This window comes from Synechococcus sp. N19 (genome assembly GCF_900474045.1).
In the GTDB taxonomy this organism is placed as follows: Bacteria; Cyanobacteriota; Cyanobacteriia; order PCC-6307; family Cyanobiaceae; genus Parasynechococcus.
This window is the reverse complement of sequence record NZ_UCNR01000009.1, coordinates 71,232-94,120: the sequence shown is the minus strand read 5'-3', so window position 1 is coordinate 94,120 and position 22,889 is coordinate 71,232. Positions and strand designations below refer to the sequence as shown.

The window sequence follows — 22,889 nt, the reverse complement described above, 5'->3', positions numbered from 1 at the left end:
CTGCAGGCTGATCGCAACGGCTGGCTGAACGCGTCAAACCTGGCAATCTGGGGCGACTCTCGGCCCCTGCATGGCTTCGTTCGGTTGGTCCGCTCTGAACTCCCTGCTGGGTCGCGGCAAGCAAGCCAAGGGCTGGCAGCCACCGGAGGCCTCCTGGAGCCGATCCTTCGGCCTGGGCTGGGTCAAGCCCTACACGGTTCGCTATGCCAGCAACCTCGACGACGGCCCCAACCACGGCATGCCGCTGGGGGGCTTTGGAGCTGGATGCTTCGGGCGGGCGCCCGACGGCAACATCAATCTCTGGCACCTCGATGGCGGCGAGCACTGGTTTGGGGTGCTTCCCGATTGCCAGTTCGCTCTGTTTGAAGGGAATGGCCGCGGCAAGCGCGCCCACGCCCTGGCGGTTCAGCCGGATCGGGATGCCTCGCGGCCGGAGGCTGGCCAGCCGCTGAATGCCTGGGAGTGGTACCCGGCCAGTACGTCGGATCACAGCACCGGCACCTATTCCGCCCGTTATCCCCTCAGCTGGACCAGCTATGAGGGTGTGTACAACGCAGAGGTGCGTTGTGAGGCCTTCAGCCCGATCCTGCCGGGTGATTACCAGCGCACCAGCTACCCGGTGGCGGTGTTCGTCTGGACGCTGCGCAATCCCACGGATCAGCCTCTTGATTTGTCGTTGCTGCTGAGTTGGCGCAACACCACCGGCTGGTTCACCAACACCGATGCCTCGGCGGAGGTTCACTTCCGCGATGACGGCAGCCCCGAGCACAACTACGCCCCGGCTATCGGCAACACCACCGGCCAGCGCAACCGTTGCATTGACGATGGCTCCCTCAAGGGAGTGGTGCTGGAGGGCAACGTCTCCAACCCCGTTGCCGAAGGTGAGGGCCAGTGGTGCATTGCCACAGCCGAGCAGCCCGGTGTCACGATCCAGCGCTGCAGTCGCTGGAATCCCAGCGGTGATGGGCGTGAGCTGTGGGACAGCTTCAGTGCTGATGGCTCCATCCCTGAAAGCAACAACGACCGACGCAGTGGATCCGACGATCCCCTCAGTGCTGCGCTGGCGGTGCAGTGTCAGCTGGCCCCCTGGCAGAGCATTGAGATTCCGCTGGTGATCAGCTGGGATCTGCCTGTGACGGCTTTTGCCACCGGCAGCCAGGCGCTGCGCCGCTACACCGATTTCTTCGCTGCGGATGCCAACCAGGCGGTTGCCATTGCCGCTGAAGCGCTGCGTGACTGGCGCAGTTGGCGACAGCAGATCGAGGCCTGGCAGCAGCCGGTGCTGCAACGCCAGGACCTGCCGGAACCGCTGCGGATGGCTCTGTTCAATGAGCTCTACGACCTCTGCAGTGGCGGCAGTCTCTGGAGTGCGGCATCACCGGAGGATCCCTACGGTCGTTTCGGCGTTCTCGAGTGCCTCGACTACGCCTGGTACGAAAGTCTTGACGTTCGTCTCTACGGATCCCTGGCCCTGCTGCAGCTCTGGCCGGAACTCGACAAGGGCGTGCTGCGCAGCTTTGCCCGGGCGATTCCAGCCGCAGATGCCACCCAGCGCCCGATCGGTTGGTACTTCACCCAGGGCAAGGGCCGGGTGGAGGCTGACCGCAAGGTGAAAGGAGCCACCCCCCACGACCTGGGGGCTCCCAACGAGATCCCCTGGGATGCGACCAACTACACCGCTTATCAGGACTGCAACCTCTGGAAGGACCTCGGCAGTGATTTTGTGCTGCAGGTGTGGCGCACGTTCAAGCTCGCCCCCAGTGGTGAAGACATCCGCTTCCTCGCCGATTGCTGGCCGGCGGCCGTGGAGGCGCTGCGCTACCTCAAGACGTTCGACGTGAACAACGACGGCCTGCCCGACAACGGCGGTGCTCCGGATCAGACCTTCGACGACTGGCCCCTCAAAGGGGTAAGTGCCTACTGCGGTGCCCTCTGGATTGCTGCGCTTGAGGCAGCCCTGGCCATTGCTCAGACGCTTCAGCTCAGCACCGGGATCGACACCTCCGCTGAGCAACGTGAATTCAGCGGTTGGCTGGAGCAATCCCGGGGCAACTTCGACAAGCTGCTCTGGAACGGCGAGTACTACGACATTGATGCCGAGAGCGGCACGCCGGTGGTAATGGCAGATCAGCTCTGCGGCGATTTCTACGCACGGCTCCTGGGCCTGCCGCCGGTGGTGAGTGACAACAACAGCCGCAGCACCTTGAAGGCCGTGAAGGAGGCCTGCTTCGAGGCTTTCGATGGTGGATCCCTCGGTGTGGCCAACGGCCTGCGCCGCGATGGAACGCCCTTGGATCCCAATGGCACCCACCCGCTCGAGGTGTGGACGGGGATCAACTTCGGGATCGCCAGCTACTACCGCCTGATGGGAGACAAGCAGACGGCGCAAGCGATCTGCTCAGCGGTTGTCGAGCAGGTGTATTCCGGTGGTCTGCAGTTCCGCACCCCTGAGGCGATCACGGCGGTGAACACCTTCCGGGCCTGTCACTACCTCAGGGCCATGGCCATCTGGGGGCTCTGGGCCACGGAGACCGACTGGACGCTCATCCCCGGAGCGGATGCCCGTTGAAGCGTGGCGCTGGGGGATTCACCGAACTGATTGCGGTTATCCCTGGCGAAGTGATTGCGGCTCTGGAAGCCGTAATGGCAGGCAATTTCATGCACGGTGTTGCTGCCAATGGTCTGCTGCACCTCCGGGGAGCTGGGGGCGTGATGCACCTGGCTGAGCCGGATCTGTTTCAGCAACGCCATAGGGCCGGTGCTGAAGCTCTGGAGGCAGTGGTGAACGATCGAAGAACGCGAGGCGAAGATCGTGGCGCTGAGATCGTTGAGCGTGATCGCTTGGCCGGTGTTCTTGAACCCCCACGCCACCAGATCCTTCATCAGTCCTGCCCCCACCCCGAGTTCACCACTGGCTGTTCCCTGCAGCTGATGGGGTGACAACGCCTCCAGTACCGCTACTTCCACCAGATCCTCCTGGCCCCCTCCCATCAGCTGGGCCTGGATCAAGGCGCTGAGCTCCTCAAACCGCTGGGGGTGGAGGTTGGCGGAGTTGGACCTGTGGATCACCTCGAGCGTCTGGTGATCACCGGTGGAGGTGGCGAGCTGTTCAAATCGTGTCTGGGAGACGAGGGCAACCTGGATGTGGGCCCCTGCCGCAAGCTGAACAAAAGCGTCGCTCAGGCCGGCATGAAAACCATGCAGTGAGCAGCGTTGTATTTCCTTCCCGCGAACCACCGGCAGCTGATCGGTGGTGTTCAAGCTGAGGGGCAACACCCCAGGGTGTCGGTTGCCCTGAAGAAGCAGGTCTTGATTGGTCTGGATGGACAACACTGGCAGCTGCCGTGAACCACCCAGCCGGAAGCTCCCTTCGAGCCGGCCCCGCTCAATTGGGCCACATCCATCTCGAAGCCCACCGCCTGCAGGCTCGTGCTGAGGCCCGGAGCCGAGTGAAATGCAACCTCCATGGGTTGATTGTTGGCGTGAATCGCCTTCTTTTCGGGTTTGTTGTGAGAATTCATTGATTCACCGCTTCCCCATGCGCCGTTTGCTCTGCTGTTTGTTGGCCGCTCTCGGGCTGCTGCTGCTCACGCCTGGCCTGGCCTGGGCCCAAGTGCATCAGCACGAGAACGAGGCCGGTGTGGCCATGGTGCGTTCGTTGGAGAGCCTGCGGGACCTCGATTACGACAGCTGGCAGGCGGTGGCCTACCGCGAGGGCCCTCCCGGCCAGCCGGTGGTGCTGCGTGTGGTGGGCTATCCCGGAAAACTGCGGCTCGATCATCCGGTGAGCCTCCAGGTGTTGGCGGGTCGGCGCGAATGGCAGCTGGACGACATCACCCTGGCCAATCCGGTGCTGGCCACCGATGGCCGTGACGCAGCAGCTGAATTTGCCCTCGATCCTCTGCTGGACGATCTCAGCAACAACCGACCGCTGCGCTTGGCCTTGCCGGGTGTCTTCACCGAGTTGCCAATCCCTCCCTACGTCGTCGGTGAATGGCGCTCGCTGCAGGAGCTCCCCCTAAAGTGATGTGGGAGCTCTGGATGCGGCGGGCCCTGGCCCTGGCCGCCCTTGCTGAAGGTCACACCAGCCCCAACCCTCTGGTGGGGGCCGTGGTTCTCGATGACGTAGGGCGCCTTGTGGGCGAAGGCTTTCATGCGCGGGCCGGAGACGCCCATGCTGAGGTGGGTGCGTTGCGGCAGGCCGGGGATGCGGCCCGAGGCGGAACCCTTGTGGTCACCCTTGAACCCTGCTGCCATCACGGCCGCACGCCCCCCTGCAGTGAGGCGGTGCTGCGCGCGGGAATTGGCCGCGTTGTGATCGCCCTGGAGGATCCCGATCCCCGGGTGGACGGGGGCGGCATCCGTCAGCTGAGGCAGGCGGGGCTGGAGGTGATCAGTGGTGTGCTGCGCGAGGAGGCCCGCCAGCAGAACCGGGCTTTTCTGCACCGCGTTCGCACCGGCCGCCCGTTCGGGGTTCTGAAGTGGGCCATGAGCCTCGATGGCCGCACTGCTTTGCCCAATGGCGCCAGCCAATGGATCAGCGGTCCGCCCGCCCGCGACTGGGTGCATCGGCTACGCAGCGGAATGGATGCCGTGATCGTGGGAGGCGGCACGGTTCGCGGCGATGATCCGCTGCTCACCAGCCGGGGCCGGCGTTCACCGGAACCGCTGCGGGTCGTGCTGAGCCGCAGTTTGGATCTGCCGGACCAGGCCCAGCTCTGGGATGTCGCGATGGCGCCGACCCTGGTGGCGTACGGCCCCGAGGCCGACCCCCGGCGTTTTCCATCCAGTCCTGAGGCACTTGGGCTTTCGGCCTGTGAACCGATGCAGCTGATGGAGGCCCTCGCGGAACGGGGGTGCAACCAGGTGCTTTGGGAATGCGGCCCTGAGCTGGCGGCCGCGGCGATTCGGCAAGGCTGCGTGCAGGAGATTGCAGCGGTGGTGGCTCCGAAGCTGATGGGGGGCATGGCGGCCCGCACCCCCCTTGGAGATCTGAACTTCAGCGCCATGGATCAGGTGCTGCAGGGCCAGTGGCATCAGTCGTCTGCGTTGGGGGGCGACTGGTTGCTGCGTTGGCGCAACGGCAGCTGAGCTCAGCGGTCCCGGCTTTGCCGATCGAGGCTGCTGGCGAAGCGGCCGATCAGCACCCCCATCACGGCAGCGAGGTAGAGCGGTCCGGCAACGCTGGTGGCCACACTCACCATCCGTGACAGGGTGAGCATCGGGCTGATGTCCCCGAAGCCCACGGTGGCAATCACAGTGCAGAGCAGCAGCAGCTTCAGCTGTGTGTAATCCCGCCGCAGGAGCCGCTGAACCAGTCCCACCAGCACCTTGGCCACTGTCGCTGGCCCCAGGTTCGGCAGTGAGCCACGGCTATCAAGTCTTGCTCAATTGAGCAAGGAGAGCTGCTGGTGCTTGTTGGCGGGGGCAGTTGGCTTGAGTGCTTGGCAGTCCCATGGCTCCGCTGGCGCTGGCGTGAGCATCGGCTCGAGGGCGCGTCGGTGGGCTCCATCACCCGGTTCCAGCCAGATGCTCTCCAATCCCTCGGGAATGATCACCGGCATTCGATCGTGCAATGGGGCCACCAGGCTGTTGGGTTGCGTCGTGATCACGCAGCAGGTCTCCACTTCACTGCCATCGGGACCGATCCAGCGGTCCCAGACACCTGCCAGCCAGAACATCTGCCGGTCTTTGCGCTGGATCAGATGCCCCTTTTCAAAAAAGCCCGTGCTGGGCAGAAGGCAGCGGTGATGACGCCATGGCCCGCGAAAGGAGGCTTTCTCCGCAATGGTTTCGGCGCGGGCATTGATCGGTCGCGGCGCTTGCAGCGGGTCCTTGACCCAGCCCGGTAGAAGGCCCCAGAGCATGTGGGAGAGACGGTCTTCACCGTGCTCACGCCGCACCGCCAGCACCGGTTCGTGGGGGCGGATCAGCTCGCGGGGGGCGTAATGCTCCAGCCAAGCGCTGTCCTCCGGCCGCAACCAGCTGCGCAGCAGCTGCTGCAATTCCGCGCGAGGCGTGTCGAGGCAGTAGCGACCACACATGGGCAGAAGCTAGGCGCCGTTCGGTTCTCACACCCGTTGTTTGCCTGAGATCCCACGTAGCGTGTCTGGACTTTCGGGCCCTCCATGCCGATCCGCCAGGACGACAACCAGCCGAACCGTCGCTTCGGGATCATCAACCTGGTGCTGATTGGCTTCGGGGTGTTGCTGCTGGTCAGCAGCTTCCTCCCCAGCAACGGCATGCAGCAGGTCCCACGGGTTCCCTACTCCCTGTTCATCGACCAGGTGAATGACGGTGCGGTGAAGCGGGCCTTCATCACGCAAGACCAGATTCGCTACGAGCTGAGCGATCCCGAGGAGGGCACGCCTCCGGTGCTGGCGACCACGCCTATCTTCGACATGGATCTGCCCCAACGCCTCGAAACCAAGGGCGTTGAATTCGCGGCTGCTCCCCCGAAGAAGCCGAACATCTTCACCACCATCCTCAGCTGGGTGGTGCCGCCCCTGATCTTCATCCTGGTGCTGCAGTTCTTTGCTCGCCGCTCGATGGGCGGTGGTGCTCAGGGGGCGTTGAGCTTCACCAAGAGCAAGGCCAAGGTGTATGTGCCCGATGAGGAGTCGCGGATCACCTTCGCCGACGTGGCGGGCGTGGATGAGGCGAAGCAGGAACTCACGGAGATCGTCGACTTCCTCAAGCGCCCTGAGCGCTATGCCGAGATCGGTGCGCGCATTCCTAAAGGTGTGCTGTTGGTTGGCCCCCCAGGCACCGGTAAGACCCTGCTGTCCAAGGCCGTGGCCGGCGAAGCCGAGGTGCCCTTCTTCATCATTTCCGGCTCGGAGTTCGTGGAACTCTTCGTTGGTGCCGGTGCCGCTCGCGTGCGCGACCTGTTTGAAGAAGCGAAGAAAAAAGCGCCCTGCATCATTTTCATCGACGAACTGGACGCCATCGGCAAGAGCCGTTCAGGCTCCATGGGCGTCGTCGGTGGCAACGACGAACGGGAGCAGACCCTCAACCAGCTGCTCACCGAGATGGATGGCTTCACCGCCCAGGACAAGCCGGTGATCGTTCTGGCGGCCACCAACCAGCCCGAGGTTCTCGATGCAGCCCTGCTTCGTCCCGGCCGTTTCGACCGGCAAGTGCTGGTGGATCGTCCGGACCTCTCTGGCCGCAAGACCATCCTCGAGATCTACGCCAAGAAGGTGAAGCTCGCTGCAGGTGTTGACCTCGACAGCGTCGCCCAGGCCACCAGTGGTTTTGCCGGAGCTGATCTCGCCAACCTGGTGAATGAAGCTGCCCTGCTCGCAGCGCGTGCCCAGCGCACCAGCGTTGAGCAGCAGGACCTTGGTGAAGCGATCGAGCGGGTTGTGGCTGGTTTGGAGAAGAAGAGCCGCGTCCTTCAGGACGATGAAAAGAAGGTGGTGGCGTATCACGAGGTGGGCCACGCGATCGTGGGCCATCTCATGCCTGGCGGCAGCAAGGTGGCCAAGATCTCGATCGTGCCCCGTGGCATGAGCGCCCTGGGCTACACCCTGCAGCTGCCCACCGAAGAGCGCTTCCTCAATTCCAAGGAAGAACTCCAGGGCCAGATCGCCACTCTTCTGGGCGGTCGCTCGGCTGAGGAGATCGTCTTCGGCAAGATCACCACGGGTGCTGCCAACGATCTGCAGCGGGCCACCGATCTGGCTGAGCAGATGGTGGGCACCTATGGCATGAGCGACACCCTGGGGCCCTTGGCCTACGACAAGCAGGGCGGTGGCCGTTTCCTTGGTGGAGGCAACAACCCACGCCGCTCGGTGAGTGATGCCACGGCTCAGGCCATTGATAAGGAGGTGCGCGGGCTGGTGGACCAGGCCCATGACGACGCCCTCGCGATCCTGCGAGAGAACATGGCGCTGCTCGAGACGATCGCCCAGAAGATCCTCGAAAAAGAGGTGATCGAGGGTGATGACCTCAAGCAGATGCTCGAGGCGAGTGTGCTGCCGTCCGGTGTGACCGCTTGACGGCAGCGGGCCTCATCCCCGATAACAGTCCTTTGAACCGTCGCGATGGCTACCGCTTCTGCGGGCGTTGCTGCTGTCCTCTCTCCGCTCTGCGGACGTGACTTTCTTTCCTCAGCGGATTGCTCCGCCGTGGAAACAGCAGCGTTGCTGAATCTGGCTGCACAACTGAAGAGCGGCGATCGTCGGATTGATCTGGGAAACCGTGTGCTGGGCCTGATCTTCAGCAAGGCCTCCACCCGAACCCGTGTGAGTTTTCAGGTGGCCATGGCCCGCCTCGGCGGCCAGACGGTGGATCTCAATCCTTCCGTCACCCAGCTGGGCCGCGGCGAGCCGCTGGAAGACACGGCCCGGGTTCTGAGCCGTTACTGCGATGTGTTGGCGATTCGCACCTTCGCTCAGCAGGAACTGGTGGACTACGCCCACTGGGCCTCGGTGCCGGTGATAAATGCCCTCACCGATCTCGAGCATCCCTGTCAGGCCCTGGCCGACTTCCTCACCATGCAGGAAGCCCATGGCGCCCTTCCTGGTCAGACCCTCGCCTACGTGGGCGATGGCAACAACGTGGCCCACTCCCTGATGCTCTGCGGTGCGTTGCTGGGGGTGAATGTGCGGATCGGCTGCCCCGAGGGCTTCGAGCCCTTGCCGGGTGTGTTGGAACAAGCCCGATCCCTGGCCCAGCACGGTGCCTCGATTGAGGTGGTGACTGACCCCCGTGAGGCGGTGGCGGGTGCCCAGGCCGTTTACACCGACGTTTGGGCCTCCATGGGCCAAGAGGCCGAACAGGCGCAGCGGGAGCAGGCCTTTGCTGGATTCTGTGTGGATCAAGCCCTGATGGAGCAGGCGGCAGCCGATTCGATCGTTCTGCACTGCCTGCCGGCCCACCGGGGTGAAGAAATCAGTGCTGATGTGATGGAGGGCAAGGCAAGCCGCATCTTTGATCAGGCCGAAAACCGCCTGCATGCGCAGCAGGCTCTGTTGGCGGTGTTGATGGGTGGTCTGTGACGGTGATCCACCGCTGGTTGGTGCCGTTGATCGTCACCGCCCATGCGGTGGCAGCGTCAGCGGATCAGGCCACCGATAAACAACAGCAGAGCACCATCGCCCGATGGACGGCCGAGAAAATCTGTGAAATGGGTGTGGATGCTTTTTACGCCTTGCCGGATCCTGAGCTCAAAACCATGTTTGAGCGCGACAACTCGATGCGTTACGAGGATGTTCCCAACGCACCAACCGATCAGGAAAAGTCCCGTATTACCGGGCAATTGATGGGATATCTGATGGCGGCCTGTCCGCAACAGCTTGAGTCCTACAAAAACCGCTGAAGAGCATCGCGATGCGTAAGGAACGCTGCTGGGTTTGGTTCAAAGGAGGCCTCAAGGAGGAGGGTCACTGGATGTCGGGCTGGGTGGCCAGCACAACCGAGCAGCCGGGGCTGCTGATTGAGCATCCCGGCTATGTCTCCTGCCGGGTTCCGGAATGGCGTGTGGTGTTTAAGGAGCCCAAAGACCTGAACCTGGCGCCGAGCATTCCCGAAGCTGCGGTGTGGAAGCTGGTTTGAACTGAGCCAGCGCTTGCGGCACACGGCAAGGAACGGTACAAATGTATTGCCCAAACTTTTTCTTGCGGTGACCCGTGCCCCCCAAGAGCCCCTCACCACTGCTCAGCAAGAGCTTTACGACTGGCTGGCGGACTACATCGGCACCCATCGCCACAGTCCTTCGATTCGCCAGATGATGCAGGCGATGGGACTGCGCTCTCCTGCGCCGATCCAGAGCAGGTTGCGCCATCTTCAGCAGAAGGGATGGATCACCTGGCAGGAAGGCCAGGCGCGGACCTTGCAGCTCCTTGGAGACATGGTCGGTGCCGCCGGGATTCCCGTGCTTGGTGCCGTTGCCGCCGGTGGCCTGGTGACGGCTTTCGATGATGTTCAGGAGCATCTCGACCTGGCGCCGGTGCTGGAGACCCGTGGCCTGTTTGCCCTGACGGTGAATGGTGACTCGATGGTCGACTCCCACATCGCCGATGGGGATGTGGTGTTGATGGAGCCGGTGCAGGATCCGCAGAGGCTGCGCAACGGCACGGTGGTGAGTGCTCTGGTGGCTGGCAGTGGCACCACGCTCAAGCATTTCCATCGCCAGGGGCCGACGGTGGTGCTGGAAGCTGCCAACCCTGCCTATCAACCGATTGAGCTTCCCGCCGAACAGGTGGAGGTGCAGGGTCGCTTGGTTGCTGTCTGGCGGCAGGTCTGAGGCTCTCGCGGTGTAAGATGTCACACGACGAAGGCGGTTCTGAAGCCACCACGTCGACATGGGGCCATAGCTCAGCTGGTAGAGCACCTGCATGGCATGCAGGGGGTCAGGAGTTCGAGTCTCCTTGGCTCCATTGAGATCTCAGACACCGTCTCACGACGGTGAGTCTGATTTCCGCATTGAGTCCCATTGGCTCATGCGGATCGATCACACCAGGTGTGGCTAAGAGCCGACGCTTGCTGTGGCTAGACGCTGCGTGTAGCGTTTAACCAAGCGAACTCTGGTTCTCCTCCAAAGTGACTCGTTCGGCCAAGGCTTAGTGCTCACCCACTCCTTGGTCACCTAAAGCAAACCCTGGCAAGCGGATTGTGATGGGGTTTCGCCAGGTGAGTGGTTAGTGGACAACCGCGCTACGGGATAAAGGCTGCTCACCTCCCGGGCATCTAGAGCATGGAGGAGTGAAAGGGATCAACCAACCGGCTTAGGACAAGGGGGCGGTGGCTGGAGTCGCGAAACCACAGACATGTCATGTCTTGGATGCGTACGGGCGATGCCGCCCATCACTTAGGGATCAGCACGGACACCCTGAAGCGAAAGATGGAATCCAAGGGTGGATTCTTAGAAAACACAGTCCACTACAACCTGGGCCCCAGCAAGAACAGCGCCATCCTCTGGGACGTTGATCGCATTCGTGCTGCGTTCAATCAGCGTGGCCTTCAGGCTCGCTCTCAGCAAGTGGTGGCTTGAGCGATGAGACATCTCACTAAAGCCCTGGTGCCTTGCGTTGAAGCCAAGAAGCGTCTGTTGAAGCCTGCTGAACTATGTGTGATTTGGCGAAAAGCCACGTATCAGCTGGCCTTCAATGAGCTGACTCAGGAGGTTGAGCTTGATGGCAGGCCTCTACCGGTTCCGGACATTGAGGAGGCGTACATCGGCCTGTCTGAGGTTGGTTATGAGGCCAATCCCAAAACAGCTGCTGACACAGTTCTGAAAGTTGCGCGGGAGGGTCGCTATCACCCGGTGCAGAGGTATTTCGAGGACCTCGAACAGGACGAATCAATTCGACCTGTCGACCTGTCGACCTTCTCGGCGGATTACTTCGGGACTTCAGACCCGCTGTATGACGCGATGTGGGCCGCGGTATTGCGTGGCGCTGTCTGGAGGGTGTTTGAACCAGGGTGTCAGTTCGACTTTGTTCTGACGCTGAAGGGGGATCAAGGGATCCGTAAAAGCTCAAGCTTCCAGGCGCTTGTACCTGACCCTGATTGGTTTTCTTCCTCTACGCATGATCAGCCGAAAGACATGACTGTGGCTTTGCACCGTGTCTTGATCACGGAGCTTGCAGAGCTGGAACACATCACGGGCAAGAGATCGACAGGGGCTCTCAAGAACCACATCACCACCAGGACAGACCTCTGACGTGTGCCTTACGGGAGGACCTATGAGCGCCTTAAGAGACGTTCAATCATGGTCGCCTCCGTCAACGGTGATGAGTTCCTCAAGGACCAAATGGGCGATCGCAGGTTTTGGGTTGTTGATGTTGGTCGTCATGTCATCGACACCCACAAGCTGAGCCACGATCGGGATCGCATCTGGAAGGCTGCCATTGCCCAATACAGGGCAGGGAAGCGTCCTTGCTTGCAGCAGGCTGAGCAAGCCTTGAGCGATCAGCGGAATCAAGCCTTCCGCAGCGAGAATATCTACCTCTCAGCGGTGGAGGAGAGATGCCTCGGGAAGCTCAAGGCAAGCTCAAGTGGTTTCGTCACTCGCTACGCCCTTGATGAGTCAGGGGTCTTCGAAGGTCGCCCGGCTGGGCAACGGGAGATGCGACAGATGGCTCAATGCCTCAGGGAGTTGGGCTTTGTCCAGGAGCGAAATGCCACCAGAGGCCCTGGCTTAAGTCGAACTCGTAAATGGCGCTGGTCTGGCACGGGAGACACAGGCGCCGCCAGGTAAGCCTGTGTCGACCTTGCCCTTTCAAGGCAGGGGTTTTGAGCGACTTGGCACTCAGCACATGTGTTTTCGCAAATGTGCTGAGTTTTCTCTGAATGTGAGTAAGGGAAGCTGGATTTCTGGTGTGTTGGTGTGCCGCCCAAAAGATCTATGACCCTGTCTCGCTGGCCAAGCAAATCGAAACCAACATCGGATGGTTCGGGCTTTAAAGGCAATGAGCGTTAAGGCTGATTGCCTGGTGCGTTCCCGCTGACGAGAGTTAGTCCATCGAGATCGGAGGAGCCAATGACGGCCGACACTCCACCTGAGCAAACCGTAGAAGTCGCCTGACTTTTAGGTCCCTGCTCCAACAGTTTCCACCCAACCGTGGGCTACTCGTCTGTGACGACACTGCAGTACGTCAGAACAGTCGACTCTCCTCTGCACCGTTCGTAGGTGCCCCGCAGGAGACCAGCCCAACACCTGGACGTAATGGCCCCAGGAACCTGAAAGCCCGACACTTCGCCCGACGCCAGCAATGGCATACGGCATGGCCCCTGTTCTGCCACTACAGGGGTGTCGGAAGCGAGCAATAGGAGAGGTCACCCCATTCCTGTCGTAGGTGGGCTGGCCTCTCAACCCCTGATCACATCACGGGTTTAAAGATGTACAAGCGAGCGAGCTAGGCCGTCTCTTCCACCTGGGAGGGGCGGCCTCCTCCTTTGTTGAAGTGCAGGTGAGCAGTTCCCTAGGACGCCTTGTTGTTTTTGCAGGGGCGTTCACCTCGCTTCAACTTGAGCCACATCGCTTTCTCAAGTGCTGTCAGCTTTGGAGACGTTTCATGTAATGCAGCTTCGGCACGTCGCCTGGCGGCAATGATGAAACGGTCTGTCTTGTCTACTCCGTCGAATCCCATGTCCCTGAAGAGGACGACACTCGCAACGTAGACATACGAATCGTGTGTGCATCGAATGCAAGTGAGCCCTCACTTCAAGCGATGGCAAGAGGTGAATAGGACTGCAATCACCCAACCAAATCTTGGCCGCCGCGAGCGATTGCTTCACGCCGATACCTGTTTCGTCGTGTCCTCGAGGACATCTTGCTGAAGCTGTTGAACTGCGCATAGAGCTTCATGCGCAGGCCACCCATGAACATCCATTAACTCCTTAACCAGAGCATCAGGGGCCTGAGTGATCGAGGAGCGAATGGCATTGACAACCTTGTAGTCCCTCGCGAGTGCAGACAGCCGCAGAGCCCGTAGTTGTTGAGTGTTCGGCTGTTTCATGACAGCACTCTGGACCACTGCTGGTTTTGCTTTAGTTGCCAACTGCCTTAACGGACTTGGCTATCTCGTTGACTGCCCTATCGAAGTGGACCGGCGCATCTCCTCCAACCCATGGACTTGAGTGCATTCCATTTCTCCAGCGCCTCTTGTCTTGTCATCAGTTGACTCCCCTGAGGGATCGGGTCGTCAGGTGGTCGCCAATGGAAGCTGCGCATGACGATCAACTCGCCTTGAGAGCCATCCTTGGAAGCGGTGAATTGGTAGTAGAGCTGCTGTGGTTCGTTGGCAAGCCATGCACCAACTGACTTGTAGGAGAGTTCTTCAGTGATGAGTTCGCTCCATAGGAGAGGAGTCTGATCGATCAGTCAGACGGCTTTTTTCGTAGGTGAGCTGACGGAGCTTTTCGATGTGCTGCTGATGCTCACCGCTGCTCCAGTGCTGTGGGAAGGCGACTCGGGCTTGAAGTTCCGAGATTTGGTTGTTGAGTTCTCTCGTTGGGTCCTCGGACCAAGGTCTTCTCCACAGTGGATCATCGACACCCCCCTACTGGCGGGTGAGAAGTGAATCTCCTAAATCACTACTGATGCGCTTCTTGGGACAGGTCGTCTTCCCTTCAGGAAGGAACGCCATCTCTCTGTCTGAGATTTAGGCATTAAGCCTTAGCCATCGGCCAGAGAAAAAACAGCAGACTCCTACAACCCGCAGATGCAGCATGAAGGGACTCCACACGAACGTTGCCTACTTCGGTGGCACCGTCGCGATTGCAGTCCTTGTCATGACTATCGTCTTCAAAGCACCTGCCTGAAAGTTTCCAGTCGAAATCTGAGTATTGGCTCGAGCGTGAGCGCCGACTCGGTCGATCTGGCAGCAGCAGCCAATCCACCGGCATCCTGCAAACGTCAGGCATTGGCTCGGTAGCTGTCGGCACAAACGGTTTGACCCCGACGCTTGATCATCTCCTCGACCTCAAGAAAGAGGTTGCTGTAGATAACGCTGAGGTTGCCACCTGTGGCTTCCTTACGAACGCAAAAGTCGAGTCCGTTCTGGCAAAAGCCAAGGACTCGCAAAACCAGTACCTCCTCAGCCCTAATGGAACTGAACTTGGCCGTAGCCAGATTGCAGGGCGGCGTTTTGAGGTCAGCAACAACGTCCCCTCAAACCTCACGAAGGGCTCAGGGACCAACCTCTCGGCTGTCATCTACGGGAACTTTGCAGACCTGCTGATCGGCCTCTACGGGACGCTGGAGATCCTTGTGGACCCCTACACCGACTTCGCCAAAGGCACGACAGGTGTACGGGCTCTGCAGACAATTGACATTGCAGTTCGCCATGCCGAATCGTTTGCGGCCATGCAGGACGCGATCGCGTGATCCTCCTGTCACGAGCTGAGCACGTGAACAGTTGCAAACCTTGGGGATGGCTACGACATGGCTGTCCCCTTTCTCACTTTTTGTGCAGCACTACCTAATCGTTTGGAGCTTCCCCACTGTTGAAGGCGCATGGGAGTCATGTCCAGGTTTTGCCGACTACATCAATGCTGGAGGGCCTGGCGACAAGTTTGACGGATTTGAACTGAGGTACCGAGTTTGTGAGCCAGTGAGCGGAAGTGGTGTGGCAATTGCTGAGGCAAGTGATATCGGGAAGGTTTGGGCTCATCTTGGCCCTTGGATTAAGGGATATGGGATTGAATTTGACGTGACTGCTGTTGTCTCTGATGCTCAGTTTGCAGCAATGTGGCCTGGTGTTGAAGCGGCTGCAGCAGTTGAATAAGACCTACAATTAACTTGGTTCAGATCGGGGTCACCTGTTGGGGGTTGGCCCTTTTTCTATGTCGTACTTCCGTGTCAGGACAAGCTTTCTGCCCGTTCCGCTGCAGTAGCTGCAGACGTGCATATAGCCGTCATACCTGCTCTTCTTGTAACCACTACCTCCGCAGTGCTTACACCTGTGACTTGTGATCTTGGTGTTGAACAAAGGCAGCGCCATTTGTAGTGCTGTTGCTTCTGAAGTCATGTGTTAGTTCCATCGACAACTCACCACTAACTCTGGTCAATCAGCCATTTCAATAGACATAGACTTAGTAATAACTATCAGTGTCAACAGTGCAGCTTATTGATGGCGATTCCCCGAAGGTGCCGAACCCGGCTGATGACTCACTGAGCAGTCCTCAGTCACGTCGCTATTGGCGCGAATAGGGTCCTTCTAGGCCAAATCAACGTGGGTCATCCGAAGGCGCGTTGATCCTCTAGACAGTAGTTGTCAAAACATTGGACACTTAGAGACATCGGGAGAGAGAGCAATGCAACTCATGAGTGTGAGTGCCGCTGCCAGGCACCTCGGATATAAAAGCCGTTCGCAGCTGTACAAGTTGATGAATGACGGCTGGCTAGATGCCCACGTGCATGTGCAGATGCCTAATGGGCAGCGTTTACTTGACGTTGATGGATTACAGAAGACTCTGCAGGGCTTATGTCAGTGGCGCGTCGATAGTGTCTTTCTTAGGAATAGCTAGCCCGTACAAGATCAGTATCACACTTAACAACAATAGTGCTTACGCCGCATTGTGTTGTTCCATGGGTGTGAAGTCCCATCCGATTGGTGACTGACTCTGATTCAGTCTGTGGTGCTCCTCGAACAGACTTTCAATCTCTTTGCAGGCCGAACTGTATGCAGTCCATCCCATCATTCTGCGAGGATTCGCGCGTCCACGCTTGTCAATAGCCTGATCAACTGTGACTCCTTCTGTTTCTGCCTGTTCAAAGGCGCTAAGCAGTGGGATTTGAGCTGTAAGAACTTTGATATCAAATTCCTTGAGTAATTCTGTGGCTTGCTTTGCTGCAGTTTCTTTGCGTGAATCTACTTTCACCAAAAGTGCTGCATAGGGGATTTTGTATTGTCTCAGCATTTGCGACATCTCGACCGTCAATTCGATTGATCTGCTTTGCGTAGTCGTAGGCAGCAGTATGAAATCAGCCCCCTCCACTAAGTTTTTCATTTCTTCTTCGTTGCTGCTTGCCTGCCCATCTGTGATCACGATCTCTGCTAATCGAGAGGCTTTGGCTGCCGCCTCAATTGGCACCACAGGACAAGGTAAGAGTCCTCTGGCACCATAAGCAGTTGCTGAGCGGTTGCGGTCGGCATCAACAAGCACTACTCGTTTTTTCTGGTTGCTCCAGCACGCTGCTATGTGCACACTGCTACATGTTTTGGCGACACCACCCTTCTGACCAAAAACAGTGAGGAACATTAGGTAGCTACTCAAGGCTTCCCTTTAGGATCGCGTTCTTTCTCGGTAAGGCAATACGTGTTTTGTTACTTTTTTAGCTATGAAAGGTCGGTGGGCTACGGCTCTCCAGCTTATTTGTAGACGGGGTGATTCCCGGTTTCAAAGTAGTTTGCGCTAGCCAAGTCCACCAACTCCTATTGGGGATCACGCTCTGCTGCGCTCATAATCCTCCTGCCCTCTTCGAGCCCCGATAAGAGTGTGGCTCTGATCGTCGTAATCGCTGATCAGGCAGATGGCGCCCTCAGCATTACTCATGCGATGAGGGGTCTGCCGTGACGAACGATCGAGGTCACTTCATTAGTGGTCGCGTCAACCACCATGTAAGTGCACATCAGCGCCTTCGACTTTGTGCGGGCACACAGGTAAGCCCTGAATTCCGTTTGGAAGTAAAGCTCCTTTACCCAACGGTCGGGAGCTTCTTGCTTGACGACGTTGTACACGGCTATTGCCTGGACCCTTGCTCTAGCAATGCCTTTGATGCGTCAGCCCAATGCACGGAATTTCCGCTGTTTAGGCACCAGCACTTATCCAACGAGTCGGTCATCTTCAGCCAGGATCGCTTTCCCTTTTGAAATTCTCAGCACCTCACCTGAGTTGCCGGGACTTTCGTACATGACTCGATAGAGCCCGAAAGTATTCAGCGATTTGGCTCGGGCGTTGGTGAAAGCCTTGAACTCAGTCTCGAAGCACTGCTCTTGAACCCAAATGTCGGGCCCATCGTTTCGTTGAACGCAGAACATCATCTGTATCCCTTGGGGTTCTCAGCTTGGAGAGGGCAGAGCTGCTCGCTTGCTATCTCCAAATGAGCTTCGGGATCATGTCTTCAGTTGGCGACCACTGAGCAAGGGACTCAGTCAGCCTTACGAGCCGTGCTCGTCAATGGCACATGATGTCCTTTGGCTAAGGATTCCCAGTGATTACCGTGTCGAAATCGCTGTTCACCTGGAAGACGGCAGGCATCCTGACGGTCATGAAGCTCGCGACGCTGGCACTCGTAATTGGGCTAGCTCGCGCAGGACTTCTTCCCCAGTGGTTTCCTCATTGGGGCTAGCCCGCTTCGGAGGCCAGCCCATCTCCTTCTGCCACGTTGGCGCCCAGAGCTTGCACTTCTTCTTCAGGTGCTGACCATGCAGCATTTGGCGATTAATCCGTACGACGAACCTCCATTGGATCCACCTCAAACAGGACTGATCCGCTCTCGCTGAGCACCCTGGTTCGCCTTCCAATCATCCTGGCGATCCGCTTCGCTTCAGATGAGGCGACCTCCAATGACGCTGCTGACGTGTGGAGATGCCACTCCTGGAAAGGGTTGAGTTCTTCCACTCGGAACTGCCTTTCTGCCATGCCCCTCAGTATCAGCCGAACCCTGAAGGTCTCCCCGCAACCTAAATCCCAATCCAGTAAAAATCGCTGCCGCTATCCATATGGCGGGTGCCTACAACCTCAAAAAGGTGTTGCCCCACCATGTCTTATAGAGACGCCAACCACCTCAAATCAACTTTTTAGCGGGAACTTTGGAGTGAAGCGGGGACTTGGTTGCTGGAGAGGACGTAAACCCTTTGGGATGACGGGATGCCCGATGAAGCATCGGCGCTCTACTCAGAGTTCTCAAGGCGTCCTGCTCTAAGCGTATGACTTTGTACCTGTGCGATACAGAAAGCGGTAGTTCCGCTCATGCCTTGGTGCTCTGAATCGCTTTAGAACAGGAATGAGGTCAGAGACCGAACAGGACGGAAAACCAGGTCTCAAAGACCTTCAGGGGGGTGTCTGCTCACCCCCCTTCTTAATGAGCGGTTCTACCGATGGCGGCAGGGTTTGTAACGAAGCGAACATAAAAGAGCATCGTCCGTAAGAGATGAATGCGTCGAACAGAGCAGAGGGTGGGACCTCTGCTTTTTCTTGGCTTGCTGACCTCAGTAGTCGTTTGGTCGTAACCGCGACGACCAGTTGGTGAACCCCGCGTAATCCTTCGGTTGCTTCTTCGGTGAAGTGGCGATGCGTCGAACTGAGAGGGGGTGGGACCCCTCTTTTTTGGCAGTTCGTAAACGGCACCCACGGCACCACTGACTGCCTTAAGAGGGTGGTGCCGCTGGAAAGAGTCCAGCGTTTTCGACGCGTTCGTCCCCTTGTTGCTGGCGGCACTCCCTGCCGCCCTTTCTTAATGCTTGCGGGCGACCGAATCAGGAACGGTCGTCACTACCTTCTCTGACGGTTCTCCCACTCCTCACGGCAGAGCACCTAGAGCACTCTGAAGAGGCCACAGGGAAGAGAACACCTGACCTCTGGGGATGAGATCCCAGGGGTCTTTTCTTGTCAGCCGAACCTAGGCAACGCGATCTAGGTGTTCTAGGAATGATATGACGAGTGTTCGCTCGCAGTAGTGGGCAATACAAAAAGAACGTCGCTCAGTCGTTTTTCAGGGAATTGAAAAATCGCTGCAAGGCTCCCGAACTTCCCCCATATTTGGTGTCCAGATGGTGTCACCTATCACCGTCTTGGCAGCACGGGAGAGCGACCCGTTGGCTGGCAGTCAAAGCGACCCTTGGCACGAGCGATTGTCAGGGGTGGCTTTCTGCGCTTTTCAAAAATCGGAAGAAATTTGTACCTTTTGAGACGAAGGTTTGTATACCGAGGAACGTGTTTAAGCGGATACCGCATCGCTCGGGGAGAACGTCGTTCTCCTCGCGGTTCCGTGGCCTCACAACATTGATTCGGTAAGGCTGTTGGAAGTCAGACCGACCGATGGAAGGGGCTGCAGAGCCGAGAGCTGATTGCTATCTGGTTTGGTTGCGATTTATTGGGTCAGCTGCTTTGTGGTGATGACTCGAGTCCTTCGTGACCAGTGGGCACCGATGGCGATTGCAGGAGCATCACTTGTGGCGTTGGTGTGGCTTGAAGCCTTTGTTTGGTGAGTCGGCTGGGCAGCCTGAAGAAAACAGAGGGCTTAAGTAGAGCGCTCAAGTGGCAGGCGCATCTTGAACCTGCAGCCCGAGGGGGTCTGCACTTGGGAGTCGAGGACCACTTGGCCTCCTCCCTATTAACCGGGGAATCGAGGACCGTATGGACTCTTCCCCACACCATTCCAAGCCGTCAGCTCAAAAGCTGGTGGAAATTCACCGCACGTAGCGGGCATAACTGGGCAGTCGTTTCAATCGAATCTGAGTCGAATAACCCGTCGGCGTGATGATGTTCACCACTTCAGGGGCAGGGCTATTCAGCGTGTAGCCACGTTGGGTCAACTTCTCCCAGGATTGTTTGATTAATTCAGTGTCCATAAGTTTTCGATAACACATCTCATCAAGCTTCCGCCAGTTTTGATCGGTATGTGCCACTTGATGCAATTTTGAACCCCAAGGGTTTTTAGCTTTGTGATGCCCCTAGCTACTACTGGTTTTGGCATTCGACGAACTCGATAGGACAACCAGGTATATCCGTGATGCAAAGGCTCGCGCGCTAGAAGTGCTGAATGAAGCCTCCCCCAAGCTCACCGCACTTGAGAAGGCCATGTGGATGAAGTTGAAGCGAGGGGAACGCCCCTGCAAAAACAGCAATGGCCAATATCCCCGTAGACAGCATTGACGCAGAGACTGCCAGTTGTCTTCAATATGTGGCACTTGATGCATTTAACGACGAGGAATTAACGGACCATCAGGAAAAGCAGAAGAGAGATGATCCAAGAATTCAGCATGATTTCTCGGCCGCCGCCGATGGTGCATCAGCTTGGCGACAAACGCTTTGTTGTCTGTGTGTCGAGTGGGCTGTGCTTGGAATTTGCTGACCGATGGGATGCCGAATGCTGCCTGAAGAGCCTTCAAGGCTGCCAGTATTTTGCCTAAGCAGTAAGGCTGCACGACGCCTCGGATACAAGTCCAGATCTCAGCTCTACAGACTTATCAACGACGGCTACCTGCATGAGCATGCCCATGTGCAGCAGCACACGGGACAGCGTTTGGTTGACATAGAGGGGCTGAGGGAGAAGCTGCAGTGCATCTGCCAGTGGCGCCTGGACAGCGTGTTCCTAAGGAAGCCTCTTTAACGCCTGCGCCTTGCTTTGACCTTTAAGGCGCGCTTGTTGCGCCATACGGCGAGATAACCCCCAAGCCCTAAGCCAAACAGCAGAAGAAGAGGACTCATCTTCAGTAGCAGCTCATGGCTTCATAGTCGTCTAGTACTCGATCTACTCGTGGGGCGTATTTCTCGACAACTGACTCTCTCGCTAATACTCCTTCTGCCTCGAAGGGAGCCATTCTCCTCGCCATGCAGTTAAGGACTTCATCGTTGACAAATTCTGCATGGCATCTTTCCTTGGCTTTCTCCATTGCAGGTAGGACGATTGCGTTTTGACTCGCTAGGGCTTCGGTATCCATAGCGGCCTTTAAGCGTGCAGCAGCCCTTTGTATGACTTCGCATTGGACGTAATCCATAGCTTGAGAGCCAGGCGCCAGGCAGAGAAGCGAAATCAGTAGTAGCCGTTTCAAAGCAAAAGTCTCGGCTTGCCATCCAGTCTGGCTAGCAATTGAGGTATGCCCAACAAGGACCGCAGCTTTCACGAGGCGCCACAGAAGGCTGGTGGTGAGGGGTGGCTGTACTCCGAGCAGCAGCAAAAGCTCTGTCACTTCAAGCCCGACACGGCGACAGTTCACGTGCAGTGGGTAGCCATCAGGACCTACAGCTACGTTCCGCCCCGTCCACCAGAGCCGATGACTCGTCGGCGGTTGCTGCGGCACAACGCCATTGAGGCTTGGCAGACGATGCAGAAGATGGGCTGGAGGCGCTGCCCCCCGCCTGTGCGTTGAAGCCATTAAGGGCGGAAGCATCCGCCCCATCCACTTGACTTAGTTGGAGTAGCTGACCCCGCGGTATGTGAGAGCTGCCACAGCGCGAGAGGCATTGCTCATTGATGCTTGGTAAGCCTTGCCCATGTACTTAAGCTGAACAACTGATTTCTCCTTTGGCTCATTGCTTTTGGTGTACTTGTTGCCGAGAAAAGAGAGTTCCATTGAGGGCAAGGCGGAAGCAATTAGATTTCACCCAAAGAGTCCACTGCGAACAATGTTCCAACGGATACTTCATGTTTTAGTGATAATTTTTTGTTGACTAGTTGATACATTCATTTGCCTGAGTGTGTCGCCATGCACGCTTTTTTGCTAAGAGCCCTGCTTTTTCATCTTGATTCAAAGATGAAGTGAAGTGACTACTGCTGTTGCCTCAGCGATTTAGGCCGTTTGGACAGGCTTGCTGTCACCTTCATATGGCTTGAAGTAGGCCCCCGCCCCTATTTCCACGCAGGGGGATCTAGTCAGCCGTCGAGCAGATCCCCCGAGCCAAGACCGCCGTTCCCTCGGCTATCTCGTCTCATCACTACCCCTAGCCACGGATCATTAATCGCGACTACATCGACTGGCTGGAGACGCTGCCCTTCAACCGCAAGCCGCAGAAGGTGAACGCGTGGATGGGTGAATGGGCGCCACTGCTTGAACACGTTGATCTGCCCCGCTACGAGGAGATTCAGCAGGAGTGGAATCAGCATGATTGCTCCGACGGTGTGATGTCTCGCCTGTGGCGTTGGATCGGGTGAAGTACGGGAAGCCGATCGGCGGCTCGGAGCATTACGTCCGTAGACCGTTCAAAGATTTTGCCCAGTTATGACAATTGATCTGTCAGGCGGAGCCCCCATCGGCTCCGTGATTTTGGAAGGCAAGCACGCACCTTTCCGTGCTCTCGCCTGTCTATTGCACGCCATAACAACGGGCTCAGATGACTCTCCTTTGGATTCAGCTCAAAGCCGCCGCGCACGACGCGCTTAAAGATTCACTAGCGGAGCAACCTCAGGCAGCCTCTGAAGATCCAGCTCCATCGTCGGGGAAGGCCCAAGGCTCTTCAGCTTCTTTTGCACTGCGCTTCTGCCAAGCCTCAAAGCTGTCCTCTTCTTGCTGCTCAAGGAGCGGTTGATCGGCTGGATGGATGCCCATGTCGGCACCCTATGAGATTTCTTCGGTCGTAGAAAAAGTCTCAACTCGCCTCAGGAGCCCAGCCCATCTCCTTCTGCCACGTCGGCATCTGAGTCGCTGGGTCAGACGCTGAATAAAAAAAGAGGCAGGCCCCTCAGCCTTACCTCCCATGCTTGACGCATT

General features: G+C 58.1%; 20 protein-coding genes, 1 tRNA gene and 2 pseudogenes. 15 read left to right on the top strand and 8 right to left on the bottom strand.

Annotated features, from left to right (window positions below):
• Positions 1 to 70: 70 nt before the first annotated feature.
• Entirely contained in the window at positions 71 to 2,569 is a 2,499-nt protein-coding gene (locus DXY02_RS05550; RefSeq protein ID WP_114988398.1) for a GH116 family glycosyl hydrolase, read from the top strand.
• Here DXY02_RS05550 and DXY02_RS05545 read toward each other — a convergent pair.
• Positions 2,488 to 3,330: a helix-turn-helix domain-containing protein gene (locus tag DXY02_RS05545; RefSeq protein WP_137024418.1), complete on the bottom strand. Its 843-nt coding sequence runs from the start codon at positions 3,328 to 3,330 to the stop codon at positions 2,488 to 2,490. The two genes, DXY02_RS05550 and DXY02_RS05545, sit on opposite strands and share 82 nt — an antisense overlap.
• A gap of 208 nt (positions 3,331 to 3,538) precedes the next feature.
• Here DXY02_RS05545 and DXY02_RS05535 point away from each other — a divergent pair, with 208 nt between their 5' ends.
• Positions 3,539 to 4,027, top strand: a complete 489-nt coding sequence (locus DXY02_RS05535; RefSeq protein WP_114988395.1) for a DUF3122 domain-containing protein — start codon at positions 3,539 to 3,541, stop codon at positions 4,025 to 4,027.
• On the top strand, positions 4,027 to 5,091 hold the full coding sequence (ribD, locus tag DXY02_RS05530) for a bifunctional diaminohydroxyphosphoribosylaminopyrimidine deaminase/5-amino-6-(5-phosphoribosylamino)uracil reductase RibD (protein WP_114988394.1): 1,065 nt from the start codon (positions 4,027 to 4,029) through the stop codon (positions 5,089 to 5,091). Before DXY02_RS05535 ends, ribD begins: the two co-directional genes overlap by 1 nt.
• Before the next feature lie 2 nt (positions 5,092 to 5,093).
• Here ribD and DXY02_RS05525 read toward each other — a convergent pair.
• Together DXY02_RS05525 and DXY02_RS05520 are read right to left on the bottom strand one after the other, a co-directional pair.
• Positions 5,094 to 5,255, bottom strand: a pseudogene (locus tag DXY02_RS05525) (ion channel); the annotation flags it as partial.
• Between the two features lie 132 nt (positions 5,256 to 5,387).
• Complete coding sequence (locus DXY02_RS05520; RefSeq protein ID WP_114988393.1) at positions 5,388 to 6,044, bottom strand: SOS response-associated peptidase; 657 nt, start codon at positions 6,042 to 6,044, stop codon at positions 5,388 to 5,390.
• An 84-nt stretch (positions 6,045 to 6,128) separates the two neighbouring features.
• On the opposite strand from DXY02_RS05520, the gene ftsH reads away from it, so the two are divergent.
• The 8 genes and pseudogenes from ftsH to DXY02_RS12925 all read left to right on the top strand — a co-directional run bounded on the left by ftsH (position 6,129) and on the right by DXY02_RS12925 (position 12,208).
• Positions 6,129 to 8,003, top strand: coding sequence for an ATP-dependent zinc metalloprotease FtsH (gene ftsH / locus DXY02_RS05515; RefSeq protein WP_114988392.1), 1,875 nt, complete (start codon positions 6,129 to 6,131; stop codon positions 8,001 to 8,003).
• Between the two features lie 45 nt (positions 8,004 to 8,048).
• Entirely contained in the window at positions 8,049 to 9,005 is a 957-nt protein-coding gene (argF, locus tag DXY02_RS05510; protein ID WP_114988391.1) for an ornithine carbamoyltransferase, read from the top strand.
• A gap of 2 nt (positions 9,006 to 9,007) precedes the next feature.
• On the top strand, positions 9,008 to 9,325 hold the full coding sequence (locus DXY02_RS05505) for a hypothetical protein (RefSeq protein WP_244276165.1): 318 nt from the start codon (positions 9,008 to 9,010) through the stop codon (positions 9,323 to 9,325).
• Between the two features lie 11 nt (positions 9,326 to 9,336).
• On the top strand, positions 9,337 to 9,561 hold the full coding sequence (locus DXY02_RS05500) for a hypothetical protein (RefSeq protein ID WP_114988389.1): 225 nt from the start codon (positions 9,337 to 9,339) through the stop codon (positions 9,559 to 9,561).
• A gap of 67 nt (positions 9,562 to 9,628) precedes the next feature.
• Positions 9,629 to 10,252, top strand: coding sequence for a transcriptional repressor LexA (gene lexA, locus DXY02_RS05495; RefSeq protein ID WP_114988630.1), 624 nt, complete (start codon positions 9,629 to 9,631; stop codon positions 10,250 to 10,252).
• A 60-nt stretch (positions 10,253 to 10,312) separates the two neighbouring features.
• Positions 10,313 to 10,385, top strand: a tRNA-Ala gene (locus DXY02_RS05490).
• Positions 10,386 to 10,780: 395 nt separating this feature from the next.
• A complete protein-coding gene (locus tag DXY02_RS05485; RefSeq protein ID WP_114988388.1) occupies positions 10,781 to 10,999 on the top strand; it encodes a hypothetical protein in 219 nt (72 codons plus the stop codon).
• Between the two features lie 3 nt (positions 11,000 to 11,002).
• A pseudogene (locus DXY02_RS12925) lies at positions 11,003 to 12,208 on the top strand (VapE domain-containing protein).
• 1,338 nt (positions 12,209 to 13,546) lie between these two features.
• Here DXY02_RS12925 and DXY02_RS05465 read toward each other — a convergent pair.
• On the bottom strand, positions 13,547 to 13,798 hold the full coding sequence (locus DXY02_RS05465; RefSeq protein ID WP_244276191.1) for a DUF1651 domain-containing protein: 252 nt from the start codon (positions 13,796 to 13,798) through the stop codon (positions 13,547 to 13,549).
• A 468-nt stretch (positions 13,799 to 14,266) separates the two neighbouring features.
• Here DXY02_RS05465 and DXY02_RS05460 point away from each other — a divergent pair, with 468 nt between their 5' ends.
• Positions 14,267 to 14,839 carry a phage major capsid protein gene (locus tag DXY02_RS05460; protein ID WP_114988383.1) on the top strand — a complete coding sequence of 191 codons (573 nt, stop codon included), beginning with the start codon at positions 14,267 to 14,269 and terminating at the stop codon, positions 14,837 to 14,839.
• Positions 14,840 to 14,921: 82 nt separating this feature from the next.
• Positions 14,922 to 15,239, top strand: coding sequence for a DUF3303 domain-containing protein (locus DXY02_RS05455; protein WP_114988629.1), 318 nt, complete (start codon positions 14,922 to 14,924; stop codon positions 15,237 to 15,239).
• Between the two features lie 781 nt (positions 15,240 to 16,020).
• Here DXY02_RS05455 and DXY02_RS05445 read toward each other — a convergent pair.
• Entirely contained in the window at positions 16,021 to 16,716 is a 696-nt protein-coding gene (locus DXY02_RS05445; protein ID WP_114988381.1) for a ParA family protein, read from the bottom strand.
• A 3,589-nt stretch (positions 16,717 to 20,305) separates the two neighbouring features.
• Between DXY02_RS05445 and DXY02_RS12450 the strand changes: the two genes are divergently transcribed.
• Positions 20,306 to 20,533 carry a hypothetical protein gene (locus tag DXY02_RS12450; RefSeq protein ID WP_170951489.1) on the top strand — a complete coding sequence of 76 codons (228 nt, stop codon included), beginning with the start codon at positions 20,306 to 20,308 and terminating at the stop codon, positions 20,531 to 20,533.
• A gap of 358 nt (positions 20,534 to 20,891) precedes the next feature.
• Here DXY02_RS12450 and DXY02_RS12825 read toward each other — a convergent pair whose 3' ends face one another.
• The gene (locus DXY02_RS12825; protein ID WP_114988375.1) at positions 20,892 to 21,179 is read right to left on the bottom strand and encodes a hypothetical protein; all 288 of its coding nucleotides are present in this window, start codon (positions 21,177 to 21,179) and stop codon (positions 20,892 to 20,894) included.
• 99 nt (positions 21,180 to 21,278) lie between these two features.
• Between DXY02_RS12825 and DXY02_RS05410 the strand changes: the two genes are divergently transcribed.
• Entirely contained in the window at positions 21,279 to 21,551 is a 273-nt protein-coding gene (locus tag DXY02_RS05410; protein WP_114988374.1) for a DUF1651 domain-containing protein, read from the top strand.
• A gap of 39 nt (positions 21,552 to 21,590) precedes the next feature.
• Here DXY02_RS05410 and DXY02_RS13195 read toward each other — a convergent pair whose 3' ends face one another.
• Positions 21,591 to 21,755 carry a DUF4278 domain-containing protein gene (locus DXY02_RS13195; RefSeq protein ID WP_114988373.1) on the bottom strand — a complete coding sequence of 55 codons (165 nt, stop codon included), beginning with the start codon at positions 21,753 to 21,755 and terminating at the stop codon, positions 21,591 to 21,593.
• An 828-nt stretch (positions 21,756 to 22,583) separates the two neighbouring features.
• A complete protein-coding gene (locus tag DXY02_RS12445) occupies positions 22,584 to 22,727 on the bottom strand; it encodes a hypothetical protein (RefSeq protein WP_170951488.1) in 144 nt (47 codons plus the stop codon).
• Positions 22,728 to 22,889 lie beyond the last annotated feature (162 nt).